Annotated in this window: 12 protein-coding genes and 3 pseudogenes; 8 read left to right on the forward strand and 7 right to left on the reverse strand. The window is 49.2% G+C overall.

Going from position 1 to position 13306, the window contains the following annotated elements; genetic code table 11:
* Positions 1–3: 3 nt before the first annotated feature.
* Positions 4–258: pseudogene (locus tag LPB400_RS00005) on the forward strand (M3 family metallopeptidase); the annotation flags it as partial.
* Between the two features lie 357 nt (positions 259–615).
* On the opposite strand, the pseudogene LPB400_RS00010 reads toward LPB400_RS00005, so the two are convergent.
* Positions 616–878, reverse strand: a pseudogene (locus LPB400_RS00010) (hypothetical protein).
* Between the two features lie 234 nt (positions 879–1112).
* Between LPB400_RS00010 and LPB400_RS00015 the strand changes: the two are divergent.
* Together LPB400_RS00015 and LPB400_RS00020 are read left to right on the forward strand one after the other, a co-directional pair.
* A pseudogene (locus tag LPB400_RS00015) lies at positions 1113–1533 on the forward strand (CopD family protein).
* Positions 1534–1571: 38 nt separating this feature from the next.
* Positions 1572–2042 carry a CYTH domain-containing protein gene (locus LPB400_RS00020; RefSeq protein WP_049328324.1) on the forward strand — a complete coding sequence of 157 codons (471 nt, stop codon included), beginning with the start codon at positions 1572–1574 and terminating at the stop codon, positions 2040–2042.
* Between the two features lie 157 nt (positions 2043–2199).
* Here LPB400_RS00020 and ubiG read toward each other — a convergent pair whose 3' ends face one another.
* From ubiG to LPB400_RS00040, 4 genes are all read right to left on the reverse strand, one after another.
* Positions 2200–2913 carry a bifunctional 2-polyprenyl-6-hydroxyphenol methylase/3-demethylubiquinol 3-O-methyltransferase UbiG gene (gene ubiG / locus LPB400_RS00025; RefSeq protein ID WP_219088991.1) on the reverse strand — a complete coding sequence of 238 codons (714 nt, stop codon included), beginning with the start codon at positions 2911–2913 and terminating at the stop codon, positions 2200–2202.
* A gap of 162 nt (positions 2914–3075) precedes the next feature.
* The gene (locus LPB400_RS00030) at positions 3076–3609 is read right to left on the reverse strand and encodes a c-type cytochrome (RefSeq protein ID WP_049347861.1); all 534 of its coding nucleotides are present in this window, start codon (positions 3607–3609) and stop codon (positions 3076–3078) included.
* Between the two features lie 463 nt (positions 3610–4072).
* The gene (locus LPB400_RS00035) at positions 4073–4345 is read right to left on the reverse strand and encodes a GIY-YIG nuclease family protein (protein ID WP_049347860.1); all 273 of its coding nucleotides are present in this window, start codon (positions 4343–4345) and stop codon (positions 4073–4075) included.
* Positions 4342–5232: a LysR family transcriptional regulator gene (locus LPB400_RS00040; RefSeq protein ID WP_049347858.1), complete on the reverse strand. Its 891-nt coding sequence runs from the start codon at positions 5230–5232 to the stop codon at positions 4342–4344. The genes LPB400_RS00035 and LPB400_RS00040 overlap by 4 nt, the downstream gene beginning before the upstream one ends.
* A gap of 119 nt (positions 5233–5351) precedes the next feature.
* On the opposite strand from LPB400_RS00040, the gene LPB400_RS00045 reads away from it, so the two are divergent.
* On the forward strand, positions 5352–6008 hold the full coding sequence (locus tag LPB400_RS00045; RefSeq protein ID WP_219088993.1) for an NAD(P)-dependent oxidoreductase: 657 nt from the start codon (positions 5352–5354) through the stop codon (positions 6006–6008).
* Positions 6009–6245: 237 nt separating this feature from the next.
* Here LPB400_RS00045 and LPB400_RS00050 read toward each other — a convergent pair whose 3' ends face one another.
* The gene (locus LPB400_RS00050) at positions 6246–6701 is read right to left on the reverse strand and encodes a PH domain-containing protein (RefSeq protein ID WP_107769106.1); all 456 of its coding nucleotides are present in this window, start codon (positions 6699–6701) and stop codon (positions 6246–6248) included.
* A 102-nt stretch (positions 6702–6803) separates the two neighbouring features.
* Between LPB400_RS00050 and LPB400_RS00055 the strand changes: the two genes are divergently transcribed.
* From LPB400_RS00055 to LPB400_RS00070, 4 genes are all read left to right on the forward strand, one after another.
* Positions 6804–7034 (forward strand): helix-turn-helix domain-containing protein, encoded by a 231-nt coding sequence (locus LPB400_RS00055; RefSeq protein WP_049344313.1) that lies wholly within the window; start codon positions 6804–6806, stop codon positions 7032–7034.
* Positions 7035–7159: 125 nt separating this feature from the next.
* On the forward strand, positions 7160–8524 hold the full coding sequence (gene mnmE, locus LPB400_RS00060) for a tRNA uridine-5-carboxymethylaminomethyl(34) synthesis GTPase MnmE (RefSeq protein WP_219088995.1): 1365 nt from the start codon (positions 7160–7162) through the stop codon (positions 8522–8524).
* 1026 nt (positions 8525–9550) lie between these two features.
* Positions 9551–11353 carry a DNA recombination protein RmuC gene (gene rmuC / locus LPB400_RS00065; protein WP_219088997.1) on the forward strand — a complete coding sequence of 601 codons (1803 nt, stop codon included), beginning with the start codon at positions 9551–9553 and terminating at the stop codon, positions 11351–11353.
* 38 nt (positions 11354–11391) lie between these two features.
* Positions 11392–12186 carry a glycosyltransferase family 8 protein gene (locus LPB400_RS00070; RefSeq protein WP_107792233.1) on the forward strand — a complete coding sequence of 265 codons (795 nt, stop codon included), beginning with the start codon at positions 11392–11394 and terminating at the stop codon, positions 12184–12186.
* Positions 12187–12382: 196 nt separating this feature from the next.
* Here LPB400_RS00070 and dapD read toward each other — a convergent pair whose 3' ends face one another.
* Positions 12383–13204 (reverse strand): 2,3,4,5-tetrahydropyridine-2,6-dicarboxylate N-succinyltransferase, encoded by an 822-nt coding sequence (gene dapD / locus LPB400_RS00075; protein ID WP_107792234.1) that lies wholly within the window; start codon positions 13202–13204, stop codon positions 12383–12385.
* Positions 13205–13306: the final 102 nt, after the last annotated feature.

The following is a 13306-nucleotide window of genomic DNA, read 5'->3' on the forward strand; positions in this document are numbered from 1 at the left end:
TTGAGCTTCAGCCACATCTTCGCCGGCGGCTACTCCGCAGGCTATTACAGCTACGCATGGGCGGAAGTTTTGAGTGCAGACGCTTACGCAGCGTTTGAAGAAAGCGACGATGTGGCCGAAACCGGCCGCCGCTTCTGGAAAGAAATACTGGCCGTCGGCGGTTCGCGCAGTGCAGCCGAATCCTTCAAAGCCTTCCGCGGCCGCGAACCAAGCCTGGATGCCCTGCTCCGCCACAGCGGTTTCGACAACGCAGCTTGATTTGAAAATCCGCCGTTTTAATTGCTGATTCAACACCAAAGGCCGTCTGAAATGTTTCAGACGGCCTTTTTATAATCCATTCAATATGTTCAGCAAAACAAATAATAAAAAAATTCAGCCGATAAAACCACTCAGCGCAGAACGCCGCAACGATTGCCAAGCTCAATATTTTCCCAATGCGGACAAGCCGCCCATAAAAACAGGGCATGTTCCCATGCCCTATCATTTGAATTTCAGACGGCCTTTCGGTTGTCAAAACTTATTAGGAACAATAAGTACACCCTGTCCCTAACAAGATTTTCGAGAAAACAGAAGTCCAGATTTCAAACTTCTATCTCCCCCTACCCATCGCTAAAATTAGTTTTTGCCCTTTTTATCACCGGCATCCAAGCGCATATTGATAAATTCCATCATCAAATCTTTTTTCGTCCAGAAAAAGGTTTTCATTTTTTCCAAAGAATAGATTTTCCGAATCATCGCCGGCAATCCTGCATGAACGATGGCGGCGACTTCACCATTGGTTGTTTCATTATCCATGGCGGCTTTGAGGCTTAGATTGTGCGTATTCAGGTAGTTGCTAAGCTCTTCCTGACGCTGTTGCTGATTTCAAATTGTTTCATGTTTTCCGTCCATAATGTTTTTATAATTAAATAGCATAGGATTTTAACAAGTTTTTTGCATTGTGCATATATCAACTTGCATATTGTTGCGAAATTTACAATTTGGTTTTTGGGTAAAATCGCGCCTGCAACACATTGTTGTGGCGAACTAAATCAGATTGTTTTGACTATTTTATTTTGGCTCGGGCCGTATTGCGGATAAAATAATGGTTTTAGGTTTTGGGGCCGTCTGAAATGTATTTGTGGTTTAAGCTGTTACACATATTTTTTGTGATTTCTTGGTTTGCCGGACTGTTTTATCTGCCGCGGATTTATGTGAATCTGGCGCAATTAGAGCCTGGTAGCGTGGAATATGTACGGCTGACGGATATGTCGCGCAGGCTGTACCGCTTTTATGTCGCCTTTGGGCTGGGGAACGCTGATATTTGGCGCGGCCATCGGGTTTGTAAATAATTGGTGGGGCAACGGCTGGCTGGCGGTTAAATTATTGTGCGGCCTGCTGCTCTTGGCTTACCAGCTTTATTGCGGTCTGCTGCTGCGCCGTTTTCAAAACGGTAGCAATGTGTATTCGCACCGCTGGTATCGGGTATTCAACGAACTCCCCGTATTGATGATGGTGGCCGCGCTTTATATGGTGGTTTTCAAGCCGTTTTAATCTTCAGACGGCCTGTTTGGTAAATAAGGAAAGAATTCATGACGGTCGAAATCGAACGCCGCTTTTTGCTGGCGGATGACAGTTGGCGCGAAGCGGCAAGCGAGCCGCTGGTGTTGCAACAGGGCTATTTGAGCGTGGAAAAAGAGCGCACCATCCGCGTGCGGATTATCGGTTCGCAAGCATGGCTGACCCTGAAAGGCTATATTTCCGACATGACGCGCAGCGAGTTTGAATACGAAATCCCGTTGGCTCACGCGCAAGCAATGATGGCGGACATGTGCCCGTTTAAAATGGAAAAATACCGCTATCGGGTCGAATTTGAAGGCTTTGTATATGAAATCGATGAATATTTCGGCGACAATGCACCATTGATTGTGGCGGAAATTGAATTGCCGTCTGAAGATACCGAGTTCCCCAAACCGTCTTGGCTGGGTCAGGAAATCACGTCAGACGGGAAATTCACCAATGCGTATCTGAGCAAACATCCGTATTCGTCTTGGACGGAATAAGGGCGACAACCTCTCTGCACATACAAAAAAGGCATGTATCGAACATGCCTTTTTTCTTTTCAGACGGCCTGATTTGCCTTACCGATATTTGAATCAAGTTGCTTTCGACATACCGTTTCAAATATCGGGCTAGCCCGTGTGCTTTATCCGTGTAACCTTACGCCGGACGACAGGTCACCATATAGTTAACCTCGGTCGAGTCGCACAAGGAATAACGGCCGCTCAACAAATTATAGGTCATGCCCTTGCTGCCGACGGTATCCAATCCGGCTTGGCGGCACATGCGCGCGAGTTCTGCCGGCGTGATGAATTTTTTCCAGTCGTGCGTGCCTTTGGGGACGAATTTCAACAGATATTCTGCGCCGACAATCAGATGCAGATAAGATTTGGGATTGCGGTTGATGGTGGAGAAAAACACCATGCCGTCGGGTTTGACCAGTTTCGCGCAGGCTTGAACGATGGCAGACGGATCGGGAACGTGTTCCATCATTTCCATACACGTTACCACGTCAAAGCTGTGCGGCTCTTCGGCAGCGAGGTCTTCGACGCGGATGCAGCGGTAATCAATATTGGCAACGTGTTGGCTGGCCGCATGGGCAGCGGCGGTTTGCAGGGATTTTTCCGCCATATCGATGCCGGTAACGTGTTCTGCGCCGCGTTTGGCCATGCTCTCCGACAAAATACCGCCGCCACAGCCTACATCCAGCACGCGTTTGCCTGCCAATCCGGCATAGCCGTCGATATAGTCGAGGCGTAAGGGGTTGATGTCATGCAGGGGCTTGAATTCGCCGTTTTTATCCCACCATTTGTCGGCGATTTGGCTGAACTTGGCGATTTCGCCGGCATCTACGTTGTCGTGTTGATTGCTCATGGTTTGCTCCTGCATAAAATCATTCGCCTGATTTTAGCCGATTGTGCTTCAAAATAAAATGTTTCAGACGGCCTTTGCCTGTTTATCGGCCCTATTTCAACTTTCATCCGCCTGCCCATAAAAAACGCACCTTGTAACAAGGTGCGTTTCAATCTGCATGATTTAGAATTTAGCGCCGGATTCGTTGGCCATGTAGTCAACTGCGGCTTTCACTTCGTCGTCGCTTAAGCTGCCGTTGCCGCCTTTGGCAGGCATGGAATTGAAGCCTTCGAGGGCGTGTTTGTGCAAGGTGTCTTTGCCTTGTTTAATGCGAGGCGCCCAGTCTTCTTTTTTGCCTACAGCCGGAGCGCCGGGAATCAAGCCGCCGTGGCACGCTTTACAGTTCGCTTCAAAAACAGCTTTGCCGTCCACTTTGGCGGATTCGGCAGGCTTGGCTTCAGCGGCAGGTGCTTCGGCTTTCTCTTCGGGCTTGGCGGCTTCTTCAGGCTTGGCAGCTTCCTCTGCTTTGCTGGCAGCGGCTTCAACCTTATCGGCAGCTTCTTGAGCGGCAGATGCAGTCGTATCGGCAGCAGAAGCGGCTTCGTTTTTCACTTCAGATGCAACGGCTTGAGCAGCCTCTTGTGTCTCCTGTTTAGCCTCTTGGGAACAAGCTGTCAAACCAGCCATCATCATTGCGGCAATCAGTAATTTGTTCATGTTCTGTCTTTCCTTAATTTTATTTAAATCACTGTTTTATATAAACAGCTCAAAAATTCTAACACAGAAACTAATACTTTCGACCTACACTATAATAAATATTGGTATAAATCAGATTTTGTCGCAAAAACTGAAAAACATATTGACACCACCTCTCTACTCGGATAGAAATTCACCCCATTTGTCATGAAGCGCGATAACTTTCATTTTATTGTTCAAACAGTTACTCATTTTATTTTCAAAGTTTCTTTTAGAATTCAACTTTTTACAAGCTTTCCAGATAATACCATAAGCATTAAACCGCCTCTTATCCTAAAAAGGCCGTCTGAACCCCAATCAGGTTTCAGACGGCCTGTTTGAATCATGTTAATAAACATTTGCCGCTTGGCCATGCAAAAGACACCGGCGGGCTTACTTGTTTATAGAGTTTTTCATATTCCGACTACGATTTAATCCAATGCCATTAGCCTTTTGCCAAGGTTTCAGCTTCAGTCCACAATCCCCGCTTCTGCTCCGCCGTCAATTTCTTAATCCCGATTTCCCGTTTCAGCGCCTCACTTTTAGTCAGGCCGTCTGAAACGATGTGCATCTCGACAGGCTTGTTCAAACGCGTGTATTTTGCGCCTTTTCCTGACAAGTGCGCCGCAAACCGCTCTTGCGGACGGTTGCTGATGCCGCAATAAAACGCGCCGTTTTCGCACAAAATCAGATAAACACACCAATTTTCCGCGTTCATAAATCCCCTTCCTTGGCAAAACTCTCGGTAAAAATGCGCACGGTGGCTTCGGTTTTGGCAGACTGCACACGATAAGGTGTGACCAAATAAAGGCTGACCGGCGGCAATGTCCATTCGGGTAAAACGCTTTTCAGACGGCCTTGGGCAATTTTCTCCCGAACTTCGCCGCCCACTTGCAACGACAACCCGAAACCGCTTTCGGTCAGGCTGCACACGGCGGCAAGATGCGTACAGGCAATGCTGTCGGCAATATCGAGAAAATAGTTTTCTTCACCATTTTGCAAGGTCGTGCGGACAGGTAAAAAATGCAGCCAGCGGTACGCATGAAGCTGCGCGGGATGGGTAATGGGCGGATGCCGGTCGAGATAATCAGGAGCGGCGCAAATGATGTACGGCCAAGTTACGAGATGGCGCGCAACCAAGTTGGGATCATCCAAAGCCCGGTCGCCGCCGCGTATGGCGATGTCGGTCTGATTGTGTTGCAGGTCGTCCAAAGTATCGCTGAAATTAAGGACGGGACGGATTTTTGGGAACTCGGTTTGCAATCGCGAAAAGGCCGTCTGAAAAGCGCGGGATTCAATAACTGTAGAAGTCAGGGAAATCCGCAATTCACCGACGGGTTCGGTTTTCAGATTGTCGATAACGGTGCGCGTATCGGACAAGGTAGCGGCGAGGCGGCGGCAGTATTCGCCCAAGGCACGGCCGGCATCGGTCGGCGCAAGACTGCGCGTGCTGCGGTTTAACAGCTTGATGCCGTGCAGGGTTTCGAGGCGGTTGATGTGCTGGCTGACCGCCGACGGCGTCATGCCCAGCGCGACAGCGGCGGCGTTCATGCTGCCGTGTTCGAGGACGGCGGCGAAAACGAGCAGGGGTTTGATGTCTTGCATTTCGACTGATTATGTAGTTCAACTTCACAATCATAACAGCAAAACAGGGATTATCAAGCGTTTCAGACGGCCTTACAATGCACTCATCTAATCAATCACATCCCCACAAGGAGTCAAATATGAAAATCGCAGTCATCGGTGCAACAGGTTATGTCGGCAACGCAGTCGTGCAAGAACTGGCAGGCCGCGGTCATGAAGTAACCGCTTTCGCCCGCAATGCAGACAAAGTGTTCCAAGCGCAAAATGTTGCCGCTGTCTCCGCAGATGTTAACGCGGCGGACTTCGCCGACAAGCTGGCAGGCTTTGACGCCGTGGTCAGCGCGTTCAATCCCGGCTGGACCAATCCCAACATCGGCGCGGATTTTACACGCGGCGCAAACAACATCGTCGAAGCGGCAAAAGCGGCGCAAGTGCCGTATCTCTTGATTGTCGGCGGCGCAGGCAGCCTGTATGTGGCACCCGGTTTGCAAGTTATCGATACGCCCGACTTCCCGAAAGAAATTTTCGACGGCGCCAATGCCGCACGCCATCTCTTGGCAGAACTCCTGCCGCGCCGCGATGTGAACTGGTCTTTCGTTTCCCCTCCGGCACGACTGGGCGCGGACGGCGGTTTCAGCGAAGACAAAACCGGCAAATACCGCTTGGGCAAAGACGATTTGCTGATGGACGGTGAAATTCCGGCAGGCATCAGCGTGGCCGATTTGGCAGTCGCCATCGCCGACGATGCGGAAAACAAAGCGCATTTGTTTGAACGCTTTACTGTCGCCGCCGTTTAATCATCTTAATTTAAAGGCCGTCTGAAACCCAAAGTTTCAGACGGCCTTTTCATATTCGGATTGATAGAAATAAATATTTAATTACAATTTTGCTATAGCAAACATAACTAACTTCCGATATTTCAAGGCTTCCAACCTCGTCAGTCCCACCTGCGCGGAAATGACGGCAATAGGTATTGCGTATCGAAAATAAAGTAATTGGGCTATATAAAACAAAAACCACCGTTTCCACCCACCTCAAACGGCAGGCGGTTTTAATTCAATTTGATTTTTCGAGCCACCACCAATTTCGTTATCTATAAAATCATTGAATTGTTGACGGAACTCCATTGGTCGTGCGATATAAGGAATCGGAGCATGACTGCCGCCCGTCCCTCTGACCACTACGGAGCCATAATTGAAAATCCTGCCCCAAAAACCTTGATTTACCGAAATACTTTCGATACGGTTGATATTTATCTCAATTGTTTGCCGGCGGATAAAGCCAAACTTAGCGATAACCCTTTTGTTAGTTAAAGCAAGCTCGGTTGTCATTACATTCAATACCGCGAACACTATAAATACGATACCGATTACCCACATCAACAGCAGGATACCGAAAAAAATCCTCCAGAATTGGGAAAACCACGATACTTGCGCTTTATAAACAATACGTTCACCTCGCCCTAAAGAGCTTTCAATATAACTTGTCATTTAACATTCTCCACATTAGGTATTTTCCAAAAATACGGATTATAATCCGTGGATAAATAGGCGTCAAAATTGGATATTTTGAGATTTGTGAAGACAAATCTCATGAGTAAAATCAGTGTTTTGATAGGTATAAAAATCCGAGAAATCCGCAAACAGTCCAATATCAACCAAGAAAGCTTAGCCTTACTTGCCGATATAGACAGAAGCTATATGGGTAGAATAGAAAGGGGGGAGGTCAACATAACGGTTGATAAACTATATCAACTGTCTTCTGCTTTAAACTGTTCCGTACACGACTTACTACCGGATGATTTGGAAATTAAAAATACCTGAACCGTTTAAGTAGTCCGCCCACATTGCCAATCTGCTAAAAAGGTCGTCTGAAACCCCAAAACCCAAAGTTTCAGACGGCCTTTTGCTATAATACGCACATTAAATTTACCTATACGCGAGTTCTCATGTCCGTAACCCAACCCACCATCGCCGCCATCGCCACCGCACCCGGACGCGGTGGAGTCGGCGTTATCCGCCTTTCCGGCAAAAACCTGTTGCCTTTGGCGCAAACCCTCAGCGGCGGCAAAACGCCCAAGCCGCGCACCGCGCTTTACACCGACTTTTTCGGCGGCGACGGACAGCCGATAGACAACGGCATCCTGCTCTACTTCGCCGCGCCAGCCAGCTTTACCGGCGAAGACGTGATTGAGTTGCAGGGACACGGTGGCCCCGTCGTGATGGACATGTTGCTCTCGCGCTGCCTCGAACTGGGTGCGCACATGGCGGAGCCGGGCGAATTTACCAAACGTGCCTTCCTCAACAACAAACTCGACCTTGCCCAAGCCGAAAGCGTCGCCGACCTCATCGATGCCTCCAGCAAGTCCGCTGCACGCATGGCGTTGCGTTCGCTCAAAGGCGCGTTTTCCCAACACATACACGAGCTGGTGGACGACCTTATTACCCTGCGGATGCTGGTTGAAGCCACGCTGGACTTCCCCGAAGAAGACATCGACTTTCTCGAAGCCGCCGATGCGCGCGGCAAGCTCCAAGCCCTGCAAGGTCGTCTGAAAACCGTGCTCGCCAGCGCGGAACAAGGCGCGATTTTGCGCGAAGGCATGAACGTTGTCCTCGTCGGCGCACCCAACGTCGGCAAATCCAGCCTGCTCAACGCCTTGGCTGGCGACGACATCGCCATCGTAACCGACATCGCCGGCACCACCCGCGACACCGTGCGCGAACAAATTACCCTCGACGGCGTGCCCGTCCACATCATCGACACCGCCGGCCTGCGCGAAACCGACGACGTGGTCGAACAAATCGGCATCGAGCGCAGCCGCAAAGCCGTCTCCGAAGCCGATGTCGCCCTGATCCTGATTGACCCGCGCGAAGGTGTGAACGCCAAAACCCAAGCCATTTTGAACAGCCTGCCCGAAGGTTTGAAAAAAATCGAAATCCACAACAAAGCCGACCTGACCGGCGAACCTGTCGCCGTCCGTTCAGACGGCCTTGCGCAAACCGGCGCGGAAAGCGTTATCAGCCTGTCTGCCAAAACCGGCGCTGGTCTCGATTTGCTCAAACACGCCCTATTGCAGGAAGTTGGTTGGCAGGGAGAAAGCGAAAGCCTGTTCCTCGCCCGCAGCCGCCACCTCAACGCCTTGCACGAAGCCGAAGCCGAGCTGGAAAACGCCGCCCTCTGCAACAACGACCAAATCGAGCTTTTCGCCGAACACCTGCGCCTCGCCCAAAACGCGTGCAGCGAAATCACCGGAGAATTTACCGCCGACGATTTGCTGGGCGTGATTTTCTCGCGCTTCTGTATCGGCAAATAAAACGGTTTGCCATCAAATACAAAGGCCGTCTGAATGTTCAGACGGCCTTTTTTATCACCAAAACAAGCTTAATTTCACTTGCGTTTATTTATTGGCAGCTTCTGCCATATTTTTTGCGATTTTGGTTGCGCCAACTGTCAAACCGGACATACCGATCAAAGAAGCCGCAGCCAATTTGATTAATGTTTTCATTTTAACTCTTTTCTGTGTATTTAAGGGTGTGTTGTGTATTTTTTATTTATCGGCATCAGCCATATTGTGGGCGATATTGGTTGCACCGACGGTCAGGCCGGACATACCGATTAAAGAGGCAGCTGCCAGTTTGATTAAAGTTTTCATTGTTTGTCTCACTTTCTTGTCTGTCGGCCGAAAAACGGCCTAAGTTGCGTTTTCTGAAGTATTGTAATTAATTCGTTTATGATTGAATTATTTGTGTACTACCGTTTCGATATTGTAGGCGACGCCGAGGGCGGAGGCCGGTATACCGACATGCCGATTAAAGAAGCGGTGGCAAGCGTTATTAAATATCCCATTTTAAGTAGTCCTTTTTCATAGATACAAAATGTTATTTAACAACATACACATTTTTTCGCCGGCATCCGCGCTGCCGACAGGACGAATCATACCGTGTTAATCGTTAATTAATACAATTTTTTCGTAAAGATAAAATACTAAAAACATACATAACAAAGCTTTTAGTTAATTTATATTTTGTTTTGAAAATGACACCGATGTCTTTCTCAATGACACCGATGTCTTAATTACATACGCACTACAAACGTATCTTTCTGCGCCCATAAAATCCCTCCTTTTTTGTTGCAAAATTGCACTCTAAATTAAATATATTTTTAAATTCAAAATGTTATAAATCTATCTTTTTCACAGTCCAAATCTTCACTTAGTCAAAACCAATACCTTTGATAGCTTCCTTTAAAGAAAACACACGCTTCTAGCGCATATCCGACCATAAAATGCGCTGCAAATATATGATATAGTGAAACATTCTGCGTATTGACTATTTCCAGCATGAACAACACCCTAATTCTGACCGGCGCGGCCGCATTTTTTATCGGCGCGCTGTTTGCTTGGCTGATAACACGCTACCAAGCCCAAAGCCGACACTTTATTGTTTTGCAAGAATTGGCCGAAAGCCGCCGCCTGCATGAGTTTGCCGAACAGGTGCAGGCTCAAACTGCGGCGGACTTGGCGCAAAGCCGCCATACCGTGCAGGAATTGCAAGACGAATTGCAGGAGACGGGCAACCGCTTTGCCGCAGCCGAAAAACAGATTGCCTATCTGCAAGATTGCGAGGCCGAAGCCGAAGCTTTAAAACACGAATGTGCAAAATGGCAGCAAAGCGCGCAAAACCTGCAAATCAACAACGAACGCCTAAACACTCAGCTGATTCAAGAACAGGCATTGAGTGCGGATAAAAATACGCTTTTGCAACAACAAGAAACGGAAAAAGGCCGTCTGAAACAAGACTACGACACGCTGTTGGAGCAAAACCATGCGCTGCAAGTCCAAAACGAACGCCTCTCCACACAACTGGCGCAAGAAAAAGCCAATATCGACGACAAAAACAGCCTTTTACAGCAACAGGAAGCTGAAAAAGGCCGTCTGAAACAAGAATACGCCGCCCTTTTGGAGCAAAACCACGCGCTTCAAGTCCAAAACGAGCGCCTCAACACCCAATCGGAAAAAGACCGTCAGGCTGCCGAAGAAAAGCTGACCCTGCTGGCAGATGCGCGTAAAAACCTGAGCGACCAGTTCCAAAACCTCGCCAACACTATTTTGGAAGAGAAAAGCCGCCGCTTTACCGAGCAAAACCACGACCATCTCCAACAACTGCTCAATCCGCTCAACGAACGCATACACGGCTTCAGCGAGCTGGTTCAGCAGACTTATGAAAAAGAAGCCAAAGAACGCCTGACCATCGAAAACGAGCTCAAACGCCTGCAAACCCTCAACACTCAGCTCCACCACGATGCTAAAGCGCTGACCACCGCGCTGACCGGCACGCAAAACAAAACCCAAGGCAACTGGGGCGAGATGATTTTGGAAAGCGTATTGGAAAATTCAGGCCTGCAAAAAGGGCGCGAATACATCGTTCAAGCTTCCAGCGTCCGCCACGAAGCAGACGGCACCCAACGCCGCCTCCAGCCCGACGTCCTCATCAATCTGCCCGACAACAAACAAATCGTCATCGACTCCAAAGTATCGCTGACCGCCTACGTCCGCTATACGCAAAGCACCGGCGCAGAAGCAGAACGCGAGCTTGCCAACCACGTCGCCAGTATCCGCGCCCACATCAAAAACTTGGCAGCGAAGGATTACACCGACCTTGAGGGCGTCAAAACGCTGGACTTCGTCTTTATGTTCGTCCCTGTCGAACCGGCCTATCTCCTCGCCCTGCAACACGATCCAAACCTCTTCCAAGAGTGTTTCGACAAACGCATCATGCTGACCGGCCCCAGCACCCTGCTCGCCACCCTGCGCACCGTTGCCAACATCTGGCGCAACGAGCAACAAAACCAAAACGCGCTGGCGATTGCCGAGGCAGGCAGCAAACTCTATGACAAATTTGTCGGCTTTGTCGAAAGCATGGACGGCATCAATAAAGCGCTCGGTCAGGCTCAATCACAGTTTCAGACGGCCTATGGCCGCTTGGTTTCCGGCAGGGGCAACCTTATCAGCAGCACCGAAAAACTACGCAAATTGGGCATCAAGGCCGGTAAACAGCTGCAACGCGATTTATTAGAAAAAGCCATGTCAGAAAACGAAGATCATGCAGCCTTACCGACCGCGCAAGACCAAGAAAATGACTGATAAAACTTAAGACATTGCAAATAAAGGGAATTTAACCAATGAGCAACATCACCATCGTCCTTGCCGCCGATACCGGCTATGCCGAGCAAGTTCATACCCTGATGAAATCCATCTGTACTCACAACACAAATGTCAATTTCTACCTCATGCACAATACCTTCAGGCGGGAATGGATCGACTATACCAACCAAAAGCTCGCAGCCAGCGGCAGCCGTCTGAATGATGTCAAAATCGAGATGGACTTCAGCCAATATCGCCGCCTACCCCATATTTCGGATGCCGCATTTTTCCGTCTGATGATGCAACATCTGCCTGTCGATCGCGCCCTGTATCTCGACAGCGATATGGTGGTTACCCAATCCCTGCATGATTTGTTCAACCTCGATATGCGCGGTTATCCCGTTGCAGCGGTACAAGACTCCTTTCTTGCCCGTACCGAATGGAATCACCCGACCGGCCTGCACACTACGCCCTATTTCAATTCCGGTATGTTGTTGGTCGACCTGGCGCAATGGCGGGAACACAATATCGCAGCGCAACTGCTGCAAACTGCTACCACCATTGACAAATCCGTTCCCTACGGCGACCAATGCTTTCTAAACACCGTATTTCAAAAAAACTGGCTGCAACTAGAAGAATCTTGGAACTTCCAAACCGGCGCAGTCGAATACTTCCAAAAACGAAACCTCGGCGAAGTATTCCCCAAACCCGACACTGTCCCGCCCGTTATCCACTACACCACACGCGCCAAACCTTGGTTGTGCGATTACGGCAAGATTCCTTTTGAAGAAATCTATTGGCAATACTATTGCGCCGACTGGCCGGAAGCGTAGTCCCAGAAAGGGAATACCCTTCCCTTGCCTCAATTGACCTTAAAACAACCCATCATCAAAAACAAAAGGCCGTCTGAAATCGTTTCAGACGGCCTTTAAGCCATAAAAAAACAGGCAGAACATTCTGCCTGTTTTTTTGTTCAAAACTAACCATAGAGTGAGCATACCACCTTCAATCAGCGTTATCGTTATCCGATTAGATACCGCGCAACAATTCATTCACGCTGGTTTTCGCACGGGTTTGCACGTCCACGCGTTTGACGATAACTGCGCAGTAGAGGCTGTGGCTGCCGTCTTTGGAAGGCATGCTGCCGGATACGACAACCGAACCAGCCGGTACGCGGCCTTGATAGATTTCGCCGGTAGTACGGTCAAAGATTTTTGTGGATTGACCGATGAATACGCCCATAGAAATCACGCTGCCTTCTTCGACAATCACGCCCTCAACGATTTCAGAACGCGCACCAATAAAGCAGTTGTCTTCAATAATGGTAGGGCTGGCTTGCAGAGGCTCGAGGACTCCGCCGATACCGACACCGCCGCTCAAGTGCACGTTTTTACCGATTTGCGCGCAAGAACCGACAGTCGCCCAAGTATCGACCATCGCACCTTCGTCAACGTATGCGCCGATATTGACATAAGAAGGCATCAACACGACATTTTTCGCCACAAAGCTGCCACGGCGGGCAACCGCACCCGGAACTGCGCGGAAGCCTGCGCTGCGGAATTCGTCTTCAGACCAATCGGCAAATTTAGTCGGCACTTTGTCGAAGTATTTGTTCACACCGTCGTTGAGGATTTCATTGTCCTGAATGCGGAAAGACAGCAATACGGCTTTTTTCGCCCATTCGTTGACTTTCCATTCGCCCACACCCAAACGCTCGGCAACGCGCAGTTTGCCGGAGTCGAGTTGGCGGATGGTTTCCAAAACCGCTTCACGCACTTCGGGGGTAACGGTATGCGGATTGATTTCGGCACGGTTTTCAAAAGCCGTTTCAATGATGTTTTGCAAAGACATGTTGATTCCTTCAAGAGATCAGGGCCGTCTGAAACCTATTCAGGCCGCCCTATTACAAATATTTAACTCGTTATTTTGCCATGTAAAAGCGATTTCGTCAGC

The organism is Neisseria perflava (assembly GCF_019334725.1).
Taxonomy (GTDB): Bacteria; Pseudomonadota; Gammaproteobacteria; order Burkholderiales; family Neisseriaceae; genus Neisseria; species Neisseria subflava_A.